At 64.1% G+C, this 19,718-nt stretch carries 23 protein-coding genes; 7 read left to right on the top strand and 16 right to left on the bottom strand.

Annotated elements, in window-relative coordinates:
- Positions 1–96: 96 nt before the first annotated feature.
- From EP007_RS12370 to EP007_RS12345, 6 genes are all read right to left on the bottom strand, one after another.
- Complete coding sequence (locus EP007_RS12370; RefSeq protein WP_128477946.1) at positions 97–1,167, bottom strand: 3-oxoacyl-ACP synthase; 1,071 nt, start codon at positions 1,165–1,167, stop codon at positions 97–99.
- The gene (locus tag EP007_RS12365; protein ID WP_128478590.1) at positions 1,164–2,291 is read right to left on the bottom strand and encodes a branched-chain amino acid ABC transporter permease; all 1,128 of its coding nucleotides are present in this window, start codon (positions 2,289–2,291) and stop codon (positions 1,164–1,166) included. Before EP007_RS12365 ends, EP007_RS12370 begins: the two co-directional genes overlap by 4 nt.
- 166 nt (positions 2,292–2,457) lie before the next feature.
- Entirely contained in the window at positions 2,458–3,492 is a 1,035-nt protein-coding gene (locus tag EP007_RS12360) for a branched-chain amino acid ABC transporter permease (RefSeq protein WP_208023495.1), read from the bottom strand.
- Entirely contained in the window at positions 3,489–4,187 is a 699-nt protein-coding gene (locus tag EP007_RS12355; RefSeq protein WP_128477945.1) for an ABC transporter ATP-binding protein, read from the bottom strand. Before EP007_RS12355 ends, EP007_RS12360 begins: the two co-directional genes overlap by 4 nt.
- Before the next feature lie 274 nt (positions 4,188–4,461).
- A complete protein-coding gene (locus tag EP007_RS12350) occupies positions 4,462–5,292 on the bottom strand; it encodes an ABC transporter ATP-binding protein (protein WP_128477944.1) in 831 nt (276 codons plus the stop codon).
- A gap of 3 nt (positions 5,293–5,295) precedes the next feature.
- Complete coding sequence (locus tag EP007_RS12345) at positions 5,296–6,717, bottom strand: ABC transporter substrate-binding protein (protein WP_128477943.1); 1,422 nt, start codon at positions 6,715–6,717, stop codon at positions 5,296–5,298.
- A gap of 152 nt (positions 6,718–6,869) precedes the next feature.
- On the opposite strand from EP007_RS12345, the gene EP007_RS12340 reads away from it, so the two are divergent.
- On the top strand, positions 6,870–7,712 hold the full coding sequence (locus tag EP007_RS12340) for an SDR family NAD(P)-dependent oxidoreductase (RefSeq protein WP_128477942.1): 843 nt from the start codon (positions 6,870–6,872) through the stop codon (positions 7,710–7,712).
- Positions 7,713–7,772: 60 nt separating this feature from the next.
- On the opposite strand, the gene EP007_RS17540 is transcribed toward EP007_RS12340, so the two are convergent.
- The 3 genes from EP007_RS17540 to EP007_RS12330 form a co-directional block, all read right to left on the bottom strand.
- The gene (locus EP007_RS17540; protein WP_166035572.1) at positions 7,773–7,925 is read right to left on the bottom strand and encodes a hypothetical protein; all 153 of its coding nucleotides are present in this window, start codon (positions 7,923–7,925) and stop codon (positions 7,773–7,775) included.
- A 49-nt stretch (positions 7,926–7,974) separates the two neighbouring features.
- Positions 7,975–9,144, bottom strand: coding sequence for an MFS transporter (locus tag EP007_RS12335; protein WP_128477941.1), 1,170 nt, complete (start codon positions 9,142–9,144; stop codon positions 7,975–7,977).
- Positions 9,145–9,332: 188 nt separating this feature from the next.
- The gene (locus tag EP007_RS12330; protein WP_128477940.1) at positions 9,333–10,034 is read right to left on the bottom strand and encodes a helix-turn-helix domain-containing protein; all 702 of its coding nucleotides are present in this window, start codon (positions 10,032–10,034) and stop codon (positions 9,333–9,335) included.
- Between the two features lie 186 nt (positions 10,035–10,220).
- Between EP007_RS12330 and EP007_RS12325 the strand changes: the two genes are divergently transcribed.
- Entirely contained in the window at positions 10,221–11,054 is an 834-nt protein-coding gene (locus EP007_RS12325) for an aldo/keto reductase (protein WP_128477939.1), read from the top strand.
- Positions 11,055–11,074: 20 nt separating this feature from the next.
- Here EP007_RS12325 and EP007_RS12320 read toward each other — a convergent pair whose 3' ends face one another.
- Complete coding sequence (locus EP007_RS12320; RefSeq protein ID WP_128477938.1) at positions 11,075–11,398, bottom strand: hypothetical protein; 324 nt, start codon at positions 11,396–11,398, stop codon at positions 11,075–11,077.
- An 89-nt stretch (positions 11,399–11,487) separates the two neighbouring features.
- Between EP007_RS12320 and EP007_RS12315 the strand changes: the two genes are divergently transcribed.
- From EP007_RS12315 to EP007_RS12295, 5 genes are all read left to right on the top strand, one after another.
- Positions 11,488–11,964 (top strand): winged helix-turn-helix domain-containing protein, encoded by a 477-nt coding sequence (locus EP007_RS12315; RefSeq protein ID WP_128477937.1) that lies wholly within the window; start codon positions 11,488–11,490, stop codon positions 11,962–11,964.
- Positions 11,965–11,972: 8 nt separating this feature from the next.
- Positions 11,973–12,299 carry a hypothetical protein gene (locus EP007_RS12310; protein ID WP_128477936.1) on the top strand — a complete coding sequence of 109 codons (327 nt, stop codon included), beginning with the start codon at positions 11,973–11,975 and terminating at the stop codon, positions 12,297–12,299.
- A 160-nt stretch (positions 12,300–12,459) separates the two neighbouring features.
- Complete coding sequence (locus EP007_RS12305; RefSeq protein ID WP_128477935.1) at positions 12,460–12,963, top strand: SHOCT domain-containing protein; 504 nt, start codon at positions 12,460–12,462, stop codon at positions 12,961–12,963.
- Between the two features lie 114 nt (positions 12,964–13,077).
- The gene (locus EP007_RS12300; RefSeq protein ID WP_128477934.1) at positions 13,078–13,821 is read left to right on the top strand and encodes a hypothetical protein; all 744 of its coding nucleotides are present in this window, start codon (positions 13,078–13,080) and stop codon (positions 13,819–13,821) included.
- Positions 13,822–13,858: 37 nt separating this feature from the next.
- Positions 13,859–14,050, top strand: coding sequence for a DUF7333 family protein (locus tag EP007_RS12295; RefSeq protein ID WP_128477933.1), 192 nt, complete (start codon positions 13,859–13,861; stop codon positions 14,048–14,050).
- Between the two features lie 234 nt (positions 14,051–14,284).
- Here the strand turns inward: EP007_RS12295 and EP007_RS12290 are convergent, their stop codons facing one another.
- The 6 genes from EP007_RS12290 to EP007_RS12265 form a co-directional block, all read right to left on the bottom strand.
- On the bottom strand, positions 14,285–15,256 hold the full coding sequence (locus tag EP007_RS12290) for a phosphoadenosine phosphosulfate reductase family protein (RefSeq protein ID WP_128477932.1): 972 nt from the start codon (positions 15,254–15,256) through the stop codon (positions 14,285–14,287).
- Positions 15,257–15,678: 422 nt separating this feature from the next.
- On the bottom strand, positions 15,679–16,263 hold the full coding sequence (locus EP007_RS12285) for a DUF7110 family protein (RefSeq protein WP_128477931.1): 585 nt from the start codon (positions 16,261–16,263) through the stop codon (positions 15,679–15,681).
- Positions 16,264–16,375: 112 nt separating this feature from the next.
- Positions 16,376–16,717: a glutaredoxin family protein gene (locus EP007_RS12280; protein ID WP_128477930.1), complete on the bottom strand. Its 342-nt coding sequence runs from the start codon at positions 16,715–16,717 to the stop codon at positions 16,376–16,378.
- Between the two features lie 37 nt (positions 16,718–16,754).
- On the bottom strand, positions 16,755–17,396 hold the full coding sequence (gene gfcR, locus EP007_RS12275) for a transcriptional regulator GfcR (RefSeq protein ID WP_128477929.1): 642 nt from the start codon (positions 17,394–17,396) through the stop codon (positions 16,755–16,757).
- Positions 17,393–18,505, bottom strand: coding sequence for a glucose 1-dehydrogenase (locus tag EP007_RS12270; RefSeq protein ID WP_128477928.1), 1,113 nt, complete (start codon positions 18,503–18,505; stop codon positions 17,393–17,395). Before EP007_RS12270 ends, gfcR begins: the two co-directional genes overlap by 4 nt.
- Positions 18,506–18,664: 159 nt before the next feature.
- The gene (locus EP007_RS12265; protein ID WP_128477927.1) at positions 18,665–19,642 is read right to left on the bottom strand and encodes an AIR synthase family protein; all 978 of its coding nucleotides are present in this window, start codon (positions 19,640–19,642) and stop codon (positions 18,665–18,667) included.
- Between the last annotated feature and the right edge of the window lie 76 nt (positions 19,643–19,718).

Genomic DNA, 19,718 nt, shown 5'->3' with positions numbered 1-19,718 from the left:
GGGAACGTCTTGTCCCAACTGACGGATATAAACTTCCCTCTCGCCGTCTCGGGCGTCGGTTCTCGTTCGCGGCGACGCGAAAAACGACGCCGGGCTTCAGCCCTGCCACTCTAACACGGTGGCGGCCCACGTATAGCCGGTTCCGGCCGCGAGGAAGCAGAGCAGGTCGCCCTCCGCGACCAGTCCGCGCGATAGCGCCTCGTCGAGCGCGAGAATCTGGTCAACGCTCTGGACGTGTCCGTACTCGTCGAGGTAGTAGTTCTCGGCGTCGAGTTTCCCGGTCAAAATATCGTGGAACGACCGCTTCATGTGGGTCAGCGCCACGAAGTCGAGGTCGTCGCGGTCGTAGCCCGACCGGGCCAAGGCGTCGTCGGCCACGTCGAGGAAGTTCGGGAGACTGGCGTCGGCCAGTCGTTCCTTCATGCCCTCGGGGTCGGGCACGTCGAGGGTGTGAAGCCCCTGCTCGACGGTCGTATGACTGGTCGGGTTTCGGGACCCGCCCGCGGGCATCACCACGTCCTCCGAGAAACTGCCGTCGGTGACGGCAGCGCTCTCGCGGACGACCGCCCGCGTGCGCGACTCGTCGGGAGCCTCCTCCAAGACCATCGCGCAGGCCCCGCTCCCGAAGTTGAACATGAACGACGAGTCCTCGTTCTCGTAGTCCACCAAGTCCTCTTCCCGGCTCGCCGAGACCAGCAGTGCGGTCTCGGGAGTGTCGGCGAGGAGTTGGGACTTGGCCTGCCGGATGGCCAACGGCGCGCCCGCACAGAGCGCGTAGCTCTCGACCGCGAAGGCGTCCTCGGCATCGAGGCGTTCCGCGACGTTCGCCGCGGCGCTCCAGACCACGAAGTCCTTGAACTCCGACCCGTGGTAGAGGACCATATCCACGTCTGCGGGCGCGAGGTCGGCATCCGCGAGGGCGTCCTCGGCGGCGCTCACGCACATGTCGGTGGCGTGGTCGCCGTCGGGCGGACAGACCCGCTTCTCGCGGACGCCCATCTTCTCGACGACGACCTCCTCGGGGATGTCGCTCTCGGCGGCGATTTCCTCGCCGGTGAGGACTCGCTCGGGCACGTAGGTTCCGTAGCCCGTGAGTCCGACCGCGGAGTCGTCGCTCGGCGGTTCGCCGTTCGTCGGACCGTCGCCCGTCGATTCGTTCCCGCTCATTCCTCGTCACCTCGCAGTCGCGCGGCGACTTGCTCGCCGACCGGACCGCCGAGGCGGTCTCGGACGGTGCCGAGCAGACCGTTCGGCACGAACAGCACGAACAGCACGAAGATGACGCCGACGTAGAGTTCGGCGTGGCCGTTCAGGAACGTGTCGATGGTCTGGCCGACCGTCAGCCCGTTGTAGAGTTCGGTCGTCATCGTCGCCTCGCCGAGGTGTTCCCGGAGATACGGGAGCAGTCCGCCGCCCTCGCCGGTCTTCGACAGGAACTCCGTGACGCTCTCGTCGAAGAGCCACCCGTACAGCGGCCCGGCGAGCGTGCCGAATCCGCCGATGATGGACGCGAGCAGTGCGTCGCCGGTCACGAGGAAGTAGAAGGTGTTCTCGGGCGAGACCGACCGCTGGAAGCCCGCGAACAGGCCCCCGGCGACCGCGGCGAAAAAGGCGCTGACCGCGAACGCGCCGAGTTTGTACCAGAAGGTGTTGTAGCCGACCGCCTCGGCGCGCTCCTCGTTCTCGCGGATAGCGACGAGGACGCGGCCGAACGGCGAGTGGATGATGCGCTGCATGGCGAAGTAACAGACCAACACCACGAGACCGATCATGTAGTACGACACCTCGGTCGTCCCGAAGTTCAGGACGCCGAGCAAGCCCTCAACGCTGTCGCCCGCGAGTTGGCCGATGGCGAGGTTCAGCGAGTCCACGCCGGGGACGCCGACGCTGAACGGGTCGGTGCGTTCGAGGACCGCGGGACCATCCCGCGGGTTCGAGGCGGCGTAGTCCCATCCGCGGACGAACACGTACAGCACCTGCGAGAAGCCAAGCGTAATCATGGCGAAATAGACGCCCGAGAGGCGGAACGACACCGCGCCGATGAGCAACGCGAGGACGACCGCGACGAGTCCCGCCAGCGCGAGCAGGACGACGAACGACGTGTCCGTTGCGACGAGGGGTATCTTCCCGTTCGACGCGAGGACGACGAAGTACGCCCCCGCGCCGTAGAAGGCCGCGTGGCCGAAGGAGAGATAGCCCGTGTAGCCGCTGATGAAGTCGAACGACATGGCGAACAGTCCGAAGTAGAGGACCGCGACCATCGTCTCGACTTTGGGCAGGACCGCGACCATCTCGGAACTCAGCGGCGAGGTTATCAGCGCCGAGTAGAGCGCGGGGTAGGCCGCCAACAGCGCGATGACTACGAGGTGGGCAGTCTGCTCGCGGGCGTAGCGAACCGGCCACGACGCCGCCGATTCCGCGGTGGAATCGGACGAAGCGGCGTCTGCGGTTTCGGTGCTAATGGCCGCCCACCTCCTCGACGCCGAACAGTCCCTGTGGGCGCAGGACGAGCATCACCACGAGGATGAGGAAGATGGTCATCTCGGGCAGGCCCGCGAACTCTATCTCGTTGACGAACCACCACGTCATCGTGGCGTCCGTCATCCCGACGATGACCGCCGCGACGACAGTGCCCCGGAAGGTGCCGAGACCGCCGATGATGACGACGACGAATGCCGGGAGCAAGGTGTCGGCCGCCAAGGGGACGCTGGCACCCCACGCGGGGTCCCACATCAGGAGCGTCCCGGCCGCGCCCGCGACGCCCGCACCGAGCGCGAAGACCACGGTGAACACCCGGCGCACGTCGATGCCCAGCGCTTCGGTCATCTCGGCGTCCTCGCTCCCGGCCCGGATTATCATCCCGTAGCGCGTCTTGGTGAGGAACGCCCAGAGACCCGCGACCGTGGCGGTCCCGAACGCGATTTCGAACAGCGAGAGACCGCTGACCGAGACGATGCCCAAATCGACCGACTCGGCGAGCGCGGCGGGCTTGGTGCCCAGCGCGGCCTGCCAGTCGCTAGTCGGTTGCATCCCGTAGAAGAGGACGACGATGCGGACGATTTCGTCCAGAATCAGCGTCAACCCGAAGGTGAGTAGAATCTGGTAGACCGGCGGTCGGTCGTAGAGTTGCCGGATGAGACCGACCTCCACGACGCCGCCGAGACCCGCCAGCAGCGCGAACGTCGCCGCGAGCGCGACGAAGAAAAACAGCAGGTTCGCGCCGAATCCGGTACTCCCGCCGACGAGACCGACCATTATCAGGCCGCCCAGATACGCCCCGATCATCGTCATCGAACCGTGCGCGAAGTTCAGCACGCCCATCAGTCCGAAGATGAGGGTCAGACCGCTCGCAATCATCACGTAGAGTCCGGCCTTCGCCAGTCCGTCCACGAGGACGGCCGCCAGATTCTCCGGCCGGAGGAACTGTCCGAGTGCGTCTGCGAACCCCGCCATCACGACGAGGTTCGCCAGTGTCGATTCGAATCCAGTCATGCGCTGAGATACCTCCTGAGTCGTTCGTCGTCGGCCGAAGTCTCGTCGGCGTTCCCGGACTCGACCACCTGCCCGTTGTCCACGACGTAGAAGCGGTCCGCGAGGTCGAGCGCCAGCGGCAGGTTCTGCTCGACCAGCAGGATGGTCGTGTCGTCTGCGGCGTCGTTCAGGGCCTCGGCCACGCGCTCGACGATGAGCGGCGCGAGACCCTCGCTCGGTTCGTCCACCAGCAGGAGGTCGTTGTCGCCGACCAACCCGCGCGAGAGCGCGAGCATCTGCTGTTGGCCACCCGAGAGGTTCCCGGCGTCGCGGCCCTTGTGGTCTCGCAGGTCGGGGAACGTCTCGAAAGCGCGTTCGACCGCCGCGTCGGCGTCCGTCCCGTCGGGCACCGCGACGCGAATATTCTCCTCGACGGAGAGTTGCGTGAAGATGCGCCGCTCCTCGGGAATCCACCCGACGCCCATCTTGGCGACTTCGTGGGTCTCTAGTCCGGTCACGTCCTCGCCGCGGTAGCGGACCGCGCCCTCGCTCGGCGGGGTCAACTGGAGGATGGTCCGGAGCGTGGTCGTCTTGCCGACGCCGTTGCGGCCCACGAGGGCGACGACTTCGCCCTCCTCGACTTCGAGCGAGACGCCTTCGAGGATGTGGCTCTCGCCGTAGTAGGTGTGGGCGTCCTCGACTTCGAGTAGGGTCATGGTAATTCCTCCGTGGAGTGGTCGTCTGCAGCGTCTGTCGAGCGACCGAGGGCGCATGTGGTACTACGAAGTTCTCGAAAGCCCCCGACCGCTCGCGGTCGCTCACCAACATATCTCGGCCTCTCTGCACCGCCCGGCCGAGATAGGGGTCGCTGAGACGACCACGTAAACGCGAGCGGTCGGCCCCTTTCAGTCCCGCCCGATTCTCTACGAGTCACCGAGCGTTCGCCCGTGGTCCGTCGCACCGAGCGCGCCGCGGCGGAGAGCGTCGGCGTCACGCCGTCCCCTCCTCCGGGTCGGTCCCGGCGTCCGCGGCGTCGGCGTCGGGCGCAGTTTCGTCGGCGTCGAGGCTCCCGGCCTCGTAGCCGCCGAGATACGCCTCCTGCACGGTCGGGTCGCCCCGAACCTCTTCGGGCGGTCCCTCCGCGATGACCGCGCCCTGATTCAGCACCACGACGCGGTCAGAGACGTTCATCACGATGTCCATGTTGTGTTCCACGAGCAGGACCGCGTGGTCGGTCGCCACGTCCTCAATGAGGTCGATAATGCGGTCCACGCTCTCGGAGGAGACCCCCGCGTTGGGTTCGTCCAGCAGGAGTACGTCGGGGTCCCCCGCGAGGGCGATACCGACCTCCAACTGGCGCTTCGCGCCGTGGCTCAGGCTCTCGGCCGCGGTGTCGGCCTCGTCGGCGAGACCCACGCGGTCGAGGATTCGGTGGGCCTCCTCGCGGTGGCGCTCGAACGCCTCGGCGTTGCGCCAAAGCTTCGCGCCGTCGTTCGAGGCGGCCTGCGCGGCGACCCGGACGTTCTCCAGTACCGTGCTGGTCGGAAAGACGTTCGTTATCTGGTACGAGCGGTGCAGGCCGAGATTCGCGGTCTCGTAGGGCGTGGCGTCGGTCACGTCGCGCCAGCCTCCCTGCTCGCGCACTTCGACGGTCCCGCGGGTCGGGGTCAACACGCCCGTCAGTAGGTTGAAGAACGTGGTCTTCCCGGCACCGTTGGGTCCGATGAGCGAACACAGCTCCCCGTCGTCGAGCGCGAAATCTACGTCATCGACGGCCGTGAGACCGCCGAAATCCTTCGTCAGTTCCGAAGTTCGCAACATGGCCTACAGCGAGCAGTCCACGCCGCTCTTGGGAATCGTGGATTCGTCGGCCCCGATGGTCGCCAGCGGCTCGCTAGGCATGATGGCGGCGTCCCAGTTGTCAGCCCACTCGTCGCTCGTGGGAACCGGGTCCGCGACAGTCATCGCCGACCGGGCCTGATTGTTGTACTTCTGGAAGGTGTACGCACCCTCGCCCTTCGGTGTGTCCGCGACGGTCATCCCGCGGAGCGCCTCGGCGATGTCCGCGCCTTCGGTCGAACCGCTCTCCGTGACCGCCTGCGAGATGGCCGACGCGGCGGTGAACGAACCGGAGGTAAACAGGTCCGGGACGACGCCGTACGTGCTGGTGTAGGTGTCCACGAACTCGCTATTGATGTCGTTGTCGTACTGGTTCCAGTGGTAGCGCGTCGTGAACGGCCCGAGACCGGTGTCCGCGAGTTTCTCCGTCGTGAGCGGCTTGCCCAGCGCCTTCTGGAGCGTCTGGCCGACGACGCTGTTGGTAATCTGGGTGGCGAAGCCGCCGAACACCCGGTAGTCGTAGTCGCCGTTGAGATACGAGGTGAACAGTTTGGGCAGGGTAGCGACCGTGAAGCCGCCGACGATACCCTCCGCGCCCGCGCTCTGGGCGTTGTCGAGCAGACTCTTCCACTCGGAGTAACCCTGCGGGACGAACTTCTTGTCGATGATTTCGACGCCCTCGTTCTTCAGTACCTCTTCGTAGTTGTTGACGACCGCCTTGCCGAACGAGTAGTCCGCGCCGAAAAGATAGACCTTGCTCACGTCGGTCTGGTTGGCGACGTACTTCCCGCCCGAGCGGGCGTCCATCGCGGTGTTCTCGCTCGCACGGAAGACGAGGTTACTGCACGTATCGGAACTCGCCGTGGTGCTGGCCGACGCCGCGGGACCGACCATGTACGGGACTTGGGCCTGCTTTGAGACGGTCTTGATGACGCGGTTGGCCGCCCCGGAGGAGGCACATCCGAACAGCATGTCCACCTCCTCGTTTTTCACGAGGTCGGTCGCCAGCGACTGGGCCTTGTCGGCCGCGAACTGCGTGTCCCGGACGATGAGTTCGTACTCGACATCGCCGACCGTGACGGACTTCCGGCCCGTGCTGGCGTCCTCGATTGGGTCGGTGTCGCCCTTGTACGCGAGACCCGAGTAGAAACCCCACAGCGCCTGCTGGCCGTAGTATTTCAGGTCTCCCGAGGTCGGCTGAAGGACGCCGATTTTGACGCCCGAGGTTGATGCCTGCTCCGTCGTCGTCGCCGTGGTCTCTGTCATTCCGCCATCTGTCTCGTCGCTCGCAGTTGTCGTTGTTGTACTCTGTCCGCCGTCGTCGCCGGTACACCCGGCGAGTCCCGCTACGCCGGTCGCGCCGAGCGCAGTGAGCCATCGCCGCCGTGAAACGCTGTCATCCACCATAACAGATTGGAGTGATACATTCTATCCGGCAAGTACTGCGGGGTTAACATGTGAACAGCGGTGCGAGACTCCGCGAGTCCGGCGGCGTCGTCCTCCCGACGCTTCACACGTTAACCTCCGGTTTCTCATGGACAGGGCGACTCTCACCGGTCATGACCGACGAAGTCACCGCTCCCGAGTTCGCCAGCGAGGACGCCCTCGTCGTGGACGACGACCGCTTCGCGCCCGAGAACGTCGCGCTCGTGACGGGCGCGGCCTCGGGCATCGGACGCGCGACCGCGCTCGTGCTGGCCGAGAACGGCCTGACCGTGGTCGGGACGGACGTGGACGAGGACGGACTTGCTGAGACTCAAGCGAAGGCCGAGCAACACGACGCGCCAGGCACCGTCGAGACGGTCGCGGGTGACCTGCGCGAGGACGTGCCCGAAATCGCGGACGCCGCGGCCGAGTACGGCGACGTTGCCTTCCTCGCCAACGTCGCGGGGATGCAACACATCGACCCCATCGAGGAGTTTCCGATGGAGACCTACGACCGGATGCAGGAAGTCATGGTCCGCGCGCCGGTCGAACTCTCCAAGGAGTGTCTGCCCCGCATGCGCGAGAACGGGTTTGGCTGTATCGGCAACATGGCCTCGGTCCACGGCCACTACGTCACCGGCGACAAGGTGGCGTACAACGTGGCGAAGTTCGGCATTCGGGGTCTCACCCAGTCCATCGCCGCGGAGGGCGACGGCGATATCCGCGCCTTCTCGGTCAGCACGGGCTACGTGAAGACGCCGCTCGTGACCGACCAGATTCCCGACACCGCCGACCAGCGCGGGATTTCGGTGCAGGAGGTCGTCGAGGACGTGATGCTCGGCCAGTCGCGTACGACGGAGATGATGACGCCGGTCGAGGTCGGGAACCTGTTCGCGTTCGGCTTCTCGAAGCACGGCCAGCATCTCAACGGCGGGGACCTGCGGTTCGACGGCGGGATGACGCTGACCTACGAGTGAGTCCGTGCGGTCGCCGACGCGCCGCTCTCCGAGCGGCGCGTCACCGCCGTTCGGGAGGTCTCACCCGCTCTCTGGCAGGACGTGTTCGACGTTCTCGAAGGGGAGCCATCCGACGTTTCGGCCGTGGCTGTCTTTCAGAATCAGTCCCTCGCGGCCTTCCTCGAAGGCGTCGCAGGTGACGCTCGCTCCGTCGGTGCGTTCGACGCGTGGCATGTCCGATTCTGCTCAGGCACGCGACAAAAATTTTCGGGGAAGTCGCCCGTCAGCGCCCGGCCATCTCGCGTCGGACGCCCCACAGCAGGACCATCCCGCAGGCAGACAGCGCGCCGAGCGCGGCCCACCCGACCCCGTACCCGGTCGTGTCCACGAGGTAGCCGAACGCTGGCGGGGTCAGCAGGCCCCCGACGTTGATGGCGGTCTGGCCGCCCGCCGTTGCGGCCCCGAGGTCTTCGCTGGCCACGAGTTCGCCGAGACAGGAGTAGTAGACGCCGGGCATCCCGAGGACGGTCAGGCCGAGTCCGGCGAACACCGCCGCGGCGACCGCGAGGTCCGTGATGCCGAGCGCGAGCGACCCGAAGAGCAGGACCGACCCGCCGAGTTGCGCGAGCGAGACCGTCGCCGCGCCGGAGTCGCCGTCGAGCGCGTCGGCCAGCGACCCCGCGCCGATTCGGCCCGCGCTCCCCGTGGTCTGGGTCAGCGCGAGGACGACGCCGCCCGCCGCGGCCCCGGCACCCACTATGTCCTCGACGTAGAGGATGATGTAGCCGAGCATCGAGAAGATGGTCGCGCCGACAAACAGACCCGCCGCGACCAGCAGGAGGTAGGCCCTGTCGTCGGCCAACCCCGAGAGGTCGGGGAGTTCCCACCGACCGGAGCCGCCGGTCCCCGTGTAGAGGAACGCGAAAACGACGGCGTAGGCACCCGCGACCGCGGCGACGACCCAGAAGCCACGTCGCCACACGAAGACGGCCGCAACGCCCGTGACCACCAGCGAGGCCGCGCCGCTCCCGGCGGTGACGCCGACCTGCTTGACGCCCATAGCGAGGTTCTCCCGACCGCGAGGCGCGGCAGCGACGATGCCCTTGTTCGAGGCGGGCATCGCGGCGGCGTAGGCGCCCCCGAGGACGACGGCGGCCCCGAGCAGGAGGAGGTAGGTCGGCGCGAGCGCGACGGCGACAGTCCCGCCCGCCAGCGCGAGCAGGCTGACGACCATCGTCCGGCGCTCGCCGAATCCGTCCACCGCCGCGCCGCTGGGGAAGAGATTCAGCGTGTAGCCGACCAGCGCGGCCGTGAGGAACAGGCCGACGAGCGTCCGCGAAACGTCGAAATCCTCCCGGACGAATGAGGTCGCGGCGAAGATGCTGTAGTAACAGAGGCTGGCCGCCGTCTGCCAGCCAGCGATGACGAGGACCGACCGCCAGCCACGCTCCACGGAGTCACCACCCCGAACGCCGAGCGTACCAACTCGAACGCTGGACGTACCATCTCGTCGTCGGGGAATCGCCCGACGAGTATCGGTTGCACTTCGAACTCATCCTACCGGCGCGTGGCCGACGAATCCGAATAAATCCACCGCAATCCGCAAGCCGGGACGGGAATGCTACAGGTGAGCGAGGCAGGTCACTCCAACTCGTCTAAGGCTTCCACGACGCGCTGGATCATCTTTTGCTGGCCGCGCCGGAGATTCTTCGACACCGCGGGCTTGGACACGTCGAACTCGTCGGCGAGGTGGCCGAGCGTCGCGCCCCGCGGGTTCTCGAAGTAACCGTCCGAAACCGCGGTTTCGAGCGTCTGGCGCTCCACGTCCGAGAGGTCCCGACACCCCTCGATGAGCGTCATCGCGGCCCCCGCGTTCTGGACGAAGTCCTGCATCTCGGGCAGTTCCGTGTTATTCCGGTCGAGAACGTCGAACTCGTTGCCTCGCTCCAGTTCCGAGAGCGTCGTGTCGGCCTCCTCGATGCCGTCGAAACCGACGTGCCAGACCTCGCTGCCACCTTCGATGTGGAACGGGCCGGTGACGTAGCCGTCGTTGTCTCGAATCGTCGCCATTGCGTCGGTCTCGCCGATGACCGTCCGGATGTGCGCGACGTTGTCCCTGCGGGTCAACAGGGCGTAGTCGTGCATGTTCTGGTGGTCGCGCAGCGACGAGAGACCCTTCGAGAGCGTCCCGCGGTCCTCGCCCTCGACCATCATCCGCGTCTCCAACCGGTCGTTCGCCCGGTCGAAGTCCCACTGGATGGCCGAGAACCCCACCGCGTGGTCGTCGGTAGTGTCGATGAACGGGCAGTCGTACTGCTCCATGTCCATCGTGATATCTATCATATTCTGTCCTTGCTATTGAACCTCATACGAGAGATAGGATAAAAAGACTTTTCTTCGCTTTCGATAGCGATTGGGTAAAGTGTCGCCGGTCGGTCCCTGTACGAAGTCCCGCGACCCGACCGCGGGCGCTCAGAGATTTCCGACGCCGAAACCACTTTCCTCGCGCTCGCCCAAGACGGAGACGCTATGGCTCAACGCGAGGACTTCGACGACGGACAGCGACTGGACGGGATGCCGCGACTCGGTCTCGGGACGTGGGAGAACACCGACGCCGGGACGTGCGCGGATAGCGTCCGGCAGGCGCTCGAAATGGGGTATCGACACATCGACACCGCACAGATATACGACAACGAGGAACACGTCGGCGAGGGCATCGCGGCGGCCGACGTTGACCGCGAGGACATCTTTCTGGCAACGAAAATCTGGACGAGCAACCTCTCGTACGACGACGTGATTCACACCGCGAAAGAGAGCCTCGACAAACTCGGCGTGGACTACGTGGACCTGCTGTACGTCCACTGGCCAGCCAACGAGTACGACGCTGAGGACACCCTTCCGGCGTTCGACCAACTCTACGACGACGGTCTCATCGAGAACGTCGGCGTGAGCAACTTCGAACCGCGCCATCTCGACGAAGCCCAAGACGTACTCGACGCGCCCGTCTTCGCCAATCAAGTCGAGATGCACCCGCTGCTCCCGCAGGACGAGCTGGTCGAGTACGGGCAGGAGAACGACGTGAACCTCGTCGCGTACTCGCCGCTGGCCCGCGGAGAGGTCTTCGACGTGCCCGAGATGCAGGAAATCGCCGAGAAACACGACGCCTCTGCGGCGCAGGTCAGTCTCGCGTGGCTCCGCCAGCGCGACGGCGTGGCCGCGATTCCGAAGGCCTCCAGCGAGACCCACATTCGGGACAACTGGGAGTCGTTGGCCCTCGAACTCGACGACGAGGACGTAGCGAAGATAGAGAGCATCGACCGGCGCGAGCGACAGGTAGACCCCGACTTCGGCCCGTGGAACTGACCGTCTAACGACTTCAAACTTTACAGCCGTTCGTACCACGGCGGATTTTCTTGCAGATGGTCGATGAAGATTAATGTTTCATCGTAATCTATGAGATAAACATGTCCTTCTCCGCGTTCCGATGATTCCCAGACGAACGGTGCTTCATCGTCAGTATCTAAATCGCGTACTATCTCTTTGGCAGCCTCTTGGTCCTCGGCACCGAACCACGACCGAACTGTCCGCATCGGAACTTTATCTGGTTCGACCACATCTTGCCCTACTAGTGTCTCTAAGAGGTCGATAGTCAGATTTGTTTCGTCGTAATGACTCCGTCCGTCCACTTTTACAGGACTATCAGCCACGAGTAATTAGAGTTGTCCTTTTGCAGCGTTGGAACGACTCCTTGCACAGGAGGAATAGGTTTATACACGGTGCACTACACAATACGTGTATGGACTCGGTGAACAACGCGCCTAATGCAGAGGGGTCTTATAGCGAGAACTCGCCGTTTGTCCGGTTGCTAGGGACTCAAGGAAGAGTTCGGATACTCGATGTCTTTCTGAGGAAGCACTACAAGGAGTTGACTGCTGCAGAAGTTGCCGATCTAGCTGGTGTCTCCCCGAGTACCTTCCATCGGAACATAAACGAGTTGAAAGACCTCAGCGTTGTTCGGGAAACCGAACCTGTTGCCGGTACGACTCGATACAAATTAAACGAAGACAGTCCGATTGCGCAAACTCTTGGGCGGGCGCAATCAGAACTGTTGGAGTACAGTCGCAAAGTGATGAACGAGACGGAGTCTTCCGAACTCCCGAACATCGAAGAAGTTCTATCGGCACAAAACAGACGTTCAAAGAAAAAGACACCACCCCGTAGCAGAAGGCGAAACCGTGACACGATTACGGGTGAAGTCGAAGTTCCGAACTAATTATGCCGATGGAATCTACCGAAACGGAATCACGAGACCCTGTAAAAATGTTTGTATTCTATGATGAAGAACCGGGGAACCCAATTTCCACGTTCACGGAAAAGGAATCCGTTCCACTACCGGAGACAGGAGAAAAAGTCCAATTGAGAGAAGCAGGTGGTAGTGAGGACCCGGAAACGTATGAGTTAGATTTAGAGATAGAAGAGGTTGGCCGCTACACCGTTGAAGAGAAGTGGACGAGTTACACGCATGCGGAGTACTCTACTGCGGATGGCATCGCCGAACAACTGATAGTGTACGTCATGATTGAAGTGGAACCAGTCGGTGAAGAGTAATCTACTTCTCGAAGTTCTCGAAATTCTGCTTCTGGATTCTGACTCTCTCGGCATTCATGCTTCGCTGAATCGCACCCGGTAGCCCGCCGCTTCTTCCGACGAGTTTCGTTTATCCCGGAAAACACAATTCTTTACTGAAAGGTGTGCGATTTGGCGGACGATGAACGAGTCAGCCGACTCCTCCACGTTCCGCGCCGTCCATCGACTCGTGGAACACTACACGCCCGACGGAACGCTCGGCCGAACCCTGCTCGGCGGAATCGCCCTCACCTTCGCCCCGTTTTTGTTCTTCGGCGGTATCGAAATGCTGTTTCCCGTGATTACGCTCACCACCTCCCTGATGGGACTGTTCGGCTTCGTCGTCGGACTCTCGGCATTCTTCGTCGGAATCCTGACGCTCTGGCCAGTCTACCTCTCGCTCATCGGCAACGTTGAGTCCGCGGCGATGTACCCCGACGGCGCGAGCAAATCGAGACCGAACGAGAACCGCGAGAGCGCCGAAGCCATCCTGAAGCGCCGATACGCCGCCGGAGAACTCTCCCGCGAGCAGTTCGAACACCAACTCAATGCGCTGCTGGAAACGTCCGAGAGCGACCACAAGAAACCGCGCCCCAACGAGGAGCGACGCGACGACGAACGCCGCGAGCGCGCTCGGAATCGGTAGCCAGTCTCGAAACCGAACGCGCGGCAGTCTGACGACGCCCCCGAATGTCAGCCTCCGTTTACTTCCCAAAACGACCCCGAAACTTGATAACGACCGCACCGTAGTAAAACTCAGATGCACGGTGGAACGAGCAACACCGGTCTCGTCGGGGCGATTCGGTACGACCTACGGCGACTACACGAGAGTTGGATGGCCCTGTTTTTCCCTCGCCAGCGAAGCGAGCAGGGCGGCGTCCTCGGGAAGTGGGAACCTTCCTCGACCTCTGGGAGAGTCGCCTACCGGGGGTGGAGCGCGGTCGGTACGGCGGCCGTCGCGCTCCTCTACCCTCTGACGCTGTTCGGCTTCGCGGCCCGGTACTACACGCGGAAAATCGACGGCACGGCGACGCGCCTCGGCGTCGTCGGCGTCCTCCTGCTGTCTCTGCTGGCGTGGGGCGGCCTGACGGCGCTCGCCCGACTCCGGTTCTCGACGGACGGCTTTCTCGCGGTGGGGACCGCGGGCGGCGTCGCCACCGTGGCGGCCGTGCTGGCGTATCTTACGGGGACTCGCGGCGGGCGCGTCAGTACGGTCCTGTTGGCCTACCCCTTCGCCATGACGGCCATCTTCCTCCCGCCGGTCGTCGCGGCGCTCTACTCGCCGACGCTCTCGGAGGTCATCTTCCCGAAGAGCTACACCCTCGCGGTCTGGTTGCTCGACAACCCCCTCAACCTCTGGGGAATCAACACGTTCCTGCGCGAGCAGTTCACGCTTGAGGGCGCGAACTACGTGGCGATGTGGGTCGGACTCTCGGTGCCGACCGGGTGGGTCCTCGGCCTGCTGGTGACGCTGGCCGACGTGGCGCGGCCGAAAAGCGAGTAGAGCAACGTTTTTGCTTCTCTCGTCCTGACATTCGCGTATGGAGTTTAATCTGCCCGTAACCGCGGCGGCACTGCTCGCAATCGTCGGCGTCGGGACGGCGGCGCTCATCGGTATGGGTTTCATGGCGACGAACACGGTGTTGATGATGGTGACGCCCTCGATGCTGGCGTTCGGCCTCGTCGCGCTCTTCCTCGGTATCAAGCACGGTGAGTACCGAGCGACGCGATAATCTCGAAAAGAACCGCAAGCGCGCGGTCCGACTCGCTTTTGCGGTCATCCTGACCCTACCCAGTCGAGTCCGAGTAGACGACCGCGATGCGAACGAAGTGAGCGAGCGGACCGAGGAATCCCTCGAACTCACGCGCCAGAGGCGCGTGAATGAGGGGGTGACGACGTGTTTTTCATGAAAGTTTTGCCAGCGAGGAGATTCGCCGAAGGCGAATTTCCGAGCGCAGCAAAAGTTTCACATGTAGCCCAGATCGCGCAGGCGCTCCATCAGGTCCTCTTTGTCTTGGGCGCGGCCCGCGCGCTCGGTCGTGTCTTCGAGGTCCTGCAACCACGCGGGTTCCTCGTCGGACTTCTCGGTGCTGACTTCGCTCCCCAGCGAGCGGAATCCGGCGAAATACTTGGGACTGACCGGGATGTCGTCCTGCGTGAGACCGTTCGGCAGGTCGTCGTCGGACTGCGGGACGTGGCCGTCGTCGGGGTAGTCCTCGACGGTGTCCGGGACGACGAAGTGCCAGAAGGCGTCCCAGACCGCGCGCTCGTCGAACTGGAGAATCGGCTGGACGCGGTCGTGGGGCGGGTAGATGTCGGGGTCGTGGCGCGGCGAGAAGAACGTCTCGTCGGCGCGGGCCTCCTGCTCGTCCCAGCGGACGCCGGAGATGATACCGTCGATGTCGAGTTCCTCGATGGTGTCGTTGAGCGCGACGGTCTTCAGCAGGTGGTTGCCGACGTAGGTGTCGAGCAGGAACGGGAAACTGTCCTCCTCGTACTCCAGAATCTCGCGGACGTGGTGCTGATTGTGGTCGTTCAGGGCGTCGATGGGGATGTCGTCGCCCGGCGAGAGGTCGTTTGCCTCGGCGTACTCGCCCACGTCGTCGTTGCTCGCGTAGACCACGTCGAGGTCCCACTCGTCTTCCCACTTGGCGACGAAGTCGTGAATCTCGTCGAAGTGCTGGAAGTGGTCGATGAAGACCGCGGTCGGGGTCGGGAGGTCGTACTTCTCGGCGACCTCCTTGATGAAGTAGAGGGTGAGCGTCGAGTCCTTCCCACCGGTCCACATCACGGCGGGGTTCTCGTACTCTTCGAGTCCCTGCCGGGTCACGTCGATGGCCTTCTCGATTTTGTGCTCGATGGAGGCGTAGTTCTCGGGGTCTTCGCCTTCGCCGTCGGTGTAGTCTACGTCGACGTAGTTCGGGAAGTCTTCGGGCATCGTTCGTAATTACATCTAATTAGGACCGTAAAGTGCTTTTCGGCTCTTCGCGCTCGCAAGTCGTGCCAGCGGAACCGAAAGCTCCGTTTGACGGGGTTCTAACTCCTAATTAGTGCCAACTACCAACGTGGCAAATTCTCACACAAACACGGGCTGAGCGAACTGTGAGCGCACGAGCGCGCCCGAGGACGACTTCCGACTGACCGGCCCGGCCGAAATTCCCACCAACAGCGAGCCGAAGGCTCGCGCACCAGCAACCGTACTGCGAGCGAGGGAGCGTAGCGACTGAGCGAGCAGACCAAGCGACGACCAAAGCGAACGTAGTGAGCGACGAGAGGAGCGCAGTGTTTTTCATCAACGTTTTGCCAGCGAACGAACTGCGAGCCGTCGGCTCGCAGTTCGTGAGTGCAGCAAAAGGTTGTCTAGATAAATTCGTTGTCGCGCCAATCGACCCCGCTGGACCCGGAGTTCGAGGAGTCCGGCCCTTCGACCACTTCGATGGAGGCGGGTCGGTCTTCGCCGTCCACGATGCGGGTCGCTTGCAGGTCGCCGTCCTTCTCGGTAATCGCGGTCAGCGTTCCCTTCTCGGCGAGTCGCGCGATGTCACAGAGGACGAGGAACATCGGGTACTGGAGCGCCGTGTTCTGAAGCACGGTCTCGCGGTCGCCCTTGAACGCGGCGACTTCGATGAGCTCGCCCATCGGTTCGTCGTCTTCCTCCTCGTCGAGGTCCTCGTCGTCGTTCCAGCGCGGTCCCTCGCGTCGCTTTTGCTCTTCTTCGGTGTAGACGCGGGTCTCCGAGATGGACGCTTTCAGCTGTGCGGTCGGCGTGTACTTGCTGATGCTGTCGTCGTCCGAAACCGCACTGATGATGAGCGTGTTCTTGCGCCGGGTGATATCGACGCTGTCGATGCTCGGGGGAAGGTCAGGGTCCTCCTCGAAGTGGTCGTAAACGTTCTCTAGCGGCAGTTCGAGCGTCGAATGAAGTCGATATACTTGCCCCGTCATTTGTAATTGACATGCAGGTTCCCGGCTGGCGACACGGTACACGGGCTTCTAAGGTATCCGAACATATATGGCCTACTCTTTTGGTCCTCAGTACGTCCGTTGAAATTACTATTCAAGCCGACAGCTCGTCGGCGAGTTCGCCGCGCTCCTCGAGTTCCGCGAGCACGTCGCTTCCGCCGACGAACTCTCCGTCCACGAACGTCTGTGGAATCGTCTCCCAACCGCTGTGGTCCTCCAGTGCGGTTCGGAACTCTCCGAGCGCGTCTAGCACGTCTACGGTCTCGTAGTCGTCGCGGTGCTGCTGGATGAGTTCGAGCGCCTTCTGGGAGTAGCCACACTGGGGCATCAACTCGTTGCCCTTCATGAAGAGGACAACCTCGTTGCCCTCGATGGCCGAGTCCACGCGGTCTCGAACCTCGTCCTCGGTCAGGTCGCTTTCCGGCTGGAAAGTCATACTCCCTGATAGGCGGCCCGGTCGCAAAGAAGTTGCGTTAGTCGTCGTTGCCCACCCGCACCACGTTGATGAGCGAGTGGACCGGGACGCCCTCGATGTCCTCGACGCCCTGTTTGTCCACGAGGACGACGCAGGCGACCGGTTCGCCGCCCTGCTCGCGGATGGCTTCGACCGTTTCGGTCATCGTCGTCCCGCTGGTGATAGTGTCGTCAACGACGTAGCACTCGCGGTCCCGAATCTGGGCGAAGTTCCGCGAGAAGGTGCCGCCCAAATCCTCGATGTCGCCCTCCTCCCACTGGTGCTTGCTCGGGGCGTACGTCCCGAGGTCGGTGTCGAGTTCGCGCGCGACGGCGGTGGCCAGCGGCGCACCCGCTTTCTCGATGCCGATAGTTAGGTCCACGTCCTCGCCCTGCTTTTTGAGGAGGTCGGCCATCGCGGCCCCGGCGTGGTGGAGGCGGTTGCTGTCCCGGCCGAGCGCCGACCAATCGACGTGGATGTCGTGGGGACCGCCCGAGGGTTCGGTCGGCGTTGCGGTCGTCGTCGCGCCGGTGCCGCTCCGCTCGACCAGCCAACTCGCCGTCTCGCGCGAGACGTTGAGTTCGTCGGCGATTTCGCCCTTCGATAGCCCCTGCTGGGCGAGTTCTGCCGCGCTCTCGATGAGGTCGTCTACGTTCTTCATATCTGGTTAAATTGTACCGCGGTCTTTATTGTCGTTTCGTCATGCCGAGACCGCGTCTCGGCGCTTGCCGAATCGTCTTCGGCGGTGTTCGCAAATGCGGCCTCGTAGTCGCCGAGGTCGTGGACGCCCGTCACGAGGTCGTCGAGGAACCACGAGGGGAACGCCCCGAGCGTTTCGACCGCCGACTCGAAATGGGAGACGTTGGAGTTGACGCTCCCGACCAGTGCCTTGTTGTTCATCACGAACTCCTTGTGGAGTCGCCCGCCGTCGATTTCGAAGTCCCACGGTTCGGGGACGCCGAGCAGGGCACCCACCCCGCCGGGCGCGAGCGCGTCGATGCACTCGAAGGCGTGGCGCGCGTAGCCGGTGGCCTCGTAGACGAAATCGACCGCCTCGTGGGCGTCCGGAATCTCGGAAACCGGCGTCTGCCGGGAGTCCACGTAGGTCGCGCCCAACTTCTCGATGATATCGATGGTCGGGTCCGGGCGGTCGCGGCGTCCGAGGCAGTAGGTCCGGTCGTAGCCGCGCTGGTCGAGCATGGCCAGCGTGAGCAGGCCGAGGCTTCCGTTGCCCAGCACGAGGCCCGACTCGGGGTTCCAGTCGAACGCCGACCGCGAGGCCGCGGCGTGTTCGATGGCCTTCTGGGAGATACTGACCGGTTCCACGAGGAATCCCCACTCCGCGAGGCTTTCCGGCACGGGCACGAGCGACTTCGCGGGCGCGGTGAAATATTCGGACATGAACCCGTGCGCGCCGTCGATACCGCACTCCCGGCAGTCCTCGGGCGGAGCCATGTCGGGTTCGCCGCGCTCGAAGTATTCGTTGGTGCCTTCGACGGGCGGCCGTCGGACGGTCGGCGCGACCACGTCGCCCTCCTCGAAAGCGGTGCCCTCGGCGTCGGCGACGACGCCGACGGCCTCGTGGCCTAACACGAGGTGGTCTTCCCCCTCGGGGAATCCGCCGTGACTCCCCGCGATGACCTCGTGGTCGGTCCCGTCCACGCCGACCCGGAGCGTTCGGACCAGCACCTCACCCGGTTCGGGGTCCGGACGCGCCACCTCGGCGACTGTCGGCGAGGTCTCGCCCCGCCGGACGACGATTGCTTCCATGACCGGTGGTAGGACCGCGGGGGACAAAAGATTTATTCTATACCGAGTAAACATCTGATACGGGCGGGGGTGAAACCCAACACCTGTCGTCCTGCCCACCGCGCACATTCTGGCTAGCGATTGACGGCGTTCCGGTAGATACTCGGAAACTCGTTGGGACTACGCCCAGAGGTCGTAGAGGTCGTCACGAATCGCGTCACGAATCAGTTCGCCGTCGAGTGCGACGCCCGCGTCCTCGTTGGCGTCGCTCTCGCCGACGCTCTCCACGACCCCGATTTCGCTCGCCTCGATACCCGCGGCGTCGAGCGCGTTGAGCGCCGCGTCGAGGTCGGACTCGGGGACGGTCGCCAACAGCGCGCCCGACCCGAAGATGCAGAGCGGGTCCACGCCCATCGCCGCACAGATTTTCTCGGTCTCCTCGCGGACGGGCACCGCGCTCCGGTCGATATCGAGACGAACCCCCGAGGCAGTCGCCATCTCGACCATCCCGTTGAGCAGACCGCCCTCGGTCGGGTCGTGCATCGCGGTGGCCGACTCCCGGAGGACCCGCGACTCCGGCAGGACGCTGATGTCCGCGAAAAAGCCTTCTGCGCGCGCCAGCAGGTCCGCGGACAGGTCGAGTTCGTCGCGGAAGTCGGTCGCCACCACCGCGGTTCCCTCGACGCCTGCGCCCTTCGTCAGGACCACGCGGTCGCCCGGTTCCGCGCCGCCGGTCGGGACGAACTCGTCGGCCAGTCCCATCGCGGTCATCGACACCATCGGGCGCTCCAGCGCCGGGGTGTACTCCGAGTGGCCGCCGACGATGGCGACGCCCGACTCGCGGGCCGCCTCGTCCATCTGGGTCGTCAGGGTATCGACCGTCTCCGCGTCGTCGTCGGGCAGGAACAGGACGTTCGTGAGCCATCGCGGGTCGGCCCCCGACGCGGCCACATCGTTGCACGCGACGTGGACCGCGAGCGTGCCGAGGCGCTCTTTCGCCAGCGAGAGCGGGTCGGAACTGGCAACGAGCAGTTGGTCGCCGACGCGCATCGCCGCGGCGTCCTCGCCGTACTGCGGTCCCATTACCACCGAATCGTCGCGTGCGCCCGTCCGCGAGAGGACGCGCACGAGGACTTCGGGGTCGAGTTTGCCGATCATACCCGTTTCTCGGTGGGCTGGGGTCTAATGTTCGGCGGATAATCCGAGGGACGGAGTAGCTTACACAGTAACGTTT

This window comes from Halorussus pelagicus, assembly GCF_004087835.1.
Lineage (GTDB): Archaea > Halobacteriota > Halobacteria > Halobacteriales > Haladaptataceae > Halorussus > Halorussus pelagicus.
This window is presented reverse-complemented; position numbering and strand designations above follow the sequence as displayed.

Bases quoted from the DNA above. Each gene is read 5' to 3' on its own strand.
- EP007_RS12370 (WP_128477946.1), bottom strand. From the start codon at position 1,167: ATGAGCGGGAACGAATCGACGGGCGACGGTCCGACGAACGGCGAACCG.
- EP007_RS12365 (WP_128478590.1), bottom strand. From the start codon at position 2,291: ATGGTCGCGGTCCTGCCCAAAGTCGAGACGATGGTCGCGGTCCTCTAC.
- EP007_RS12360 (WP_208023495.1), bottom strand. From the start codon at position 3,492: ATGACTGGATTCGAATCGACACTGGCGAACCTCGTCGTGATGGCGGGG.
- EP007_RS12355 (WP_128477945.1), bottom strand. From the start codon at position 4,187: ATGACCCTACTCGAAGTCGAGGACGCCCACACCTACTACGGCGAGAGC.
- EP007_RS12350 (WP_128477944.1), bottom strand. From the start codon at position 5,292: ATGTTGCGAACTTCGGAACTGACGAAGGATTTCGGCGGTCTCACGGCC.
- EP007_RS12345 (WP_128477943.1), bottom strand. From the start codon at position 6,717: ATGGTGGATGACAGCGTTTCACGGCGGCGATGGCTCACTGCGCTCGGC.
- EP007_RS12340 (WP_128477942.1), top strand. From the start codon at position 6,870: ATGACCGACGAAGTCACCGCTCCCGAGTTCGCCAGCGAGGACGCCCTC.
- EP007_RS17540 (WP_166035572.1), bottom strand. From the start codon at position 7,925: ATGCCACGCGTCGAACGCACCGACGGAGCGAGCGTCACCTGCGACGCC.
- EP007_RS12330 (WP_128477940.1), bottom strand. From the start codon at position 10,034: ATGATAGATATCACGATGGACATGGAGCAGTACGACTGCCCGTTCATC.
- EP007_RS12325 (WP_128477939.1), top strand. From the start codon at position 10,221: ATGGCTCAACGCGAGGACTTCGACGACGGACAGCGACTGGACGGGATG.
- EP007_RS12315 (WP_128477937.1), top strand. From the start codon at position 11,488: ATGGACTCGGTGAACAACGCGCCTAATGCAGAGGGGTCTTATAGCGAG.
- EP007_RS12310 (WP_128477936.1), top strand. From the start codon at position 11,973: ATGGAATCTACCGAAACGGAATCACGAGACCCTGTAAAAATGTTTGTA.
- EP007_RS12305 (WP_128477935.1), top strand. From the start codon at position 12,460: ATGAACGAGTCAGCCGACTCCTCCACGTTCCGCGCCGTCCATCGACTC.
- EP007_RS12300 (WP_128477934.1), top strand. From the start codon at position 13,078: ATGCACGGTGGAACGAGCAACACCGGTCTCGTCGGGGCGATTCGGTAC.
- EP007_RS12295 (WP_128477933.1), top strand. From the start codon at position 13,859: ATGGAGTTTAATCTGCCCGTAACCGCGGCGGCACTGCTCGCAATCGTC.
- EP007_RS12290 (WP_128477932.1), bottom strand. From the start codon at position 15,256: ATGCCCGAAGACTTCCCGAACTACGTCGACGTAGACTACACCGACGGC.
- EP007_RS12285 (WP_128477931.1), bottom strand. From the start codon at position 16,263: ATGACGGGGCAAGTATATCGACTTCATTCGACGCTCGAACTGCCGCTA.
- EP007_RS12280 (WP_128477930.1), bottom strand. From the start codon at position 16,717: ATGACTTTCCAGCCGGAAAGCGACCTGACCGAGGACGAGGTTCGAGAC.
- gfcR (WP_128477929.1), bottom strand. From the start codon at position 17,396: ATGAAGAACGTAGACGACCTCATCGAGAGCGCGGCAGAACTCGCCCAG.
- EP007_RS12270 (WP_128477928.1), bottom strand. From the start codon at position 18,505: ATGGAAGCAATCGTCGTCCGGCGGGGCGAGACCTCGCCGACAGTCGCC.
- EP007_RS12265 (WP_128477927.1), bottom strand. From the start codon at position 19,642: ATGATCGGCAAACTCGACCCCGAAGTCCTCGTGCGCGTCCTCTCGCGG.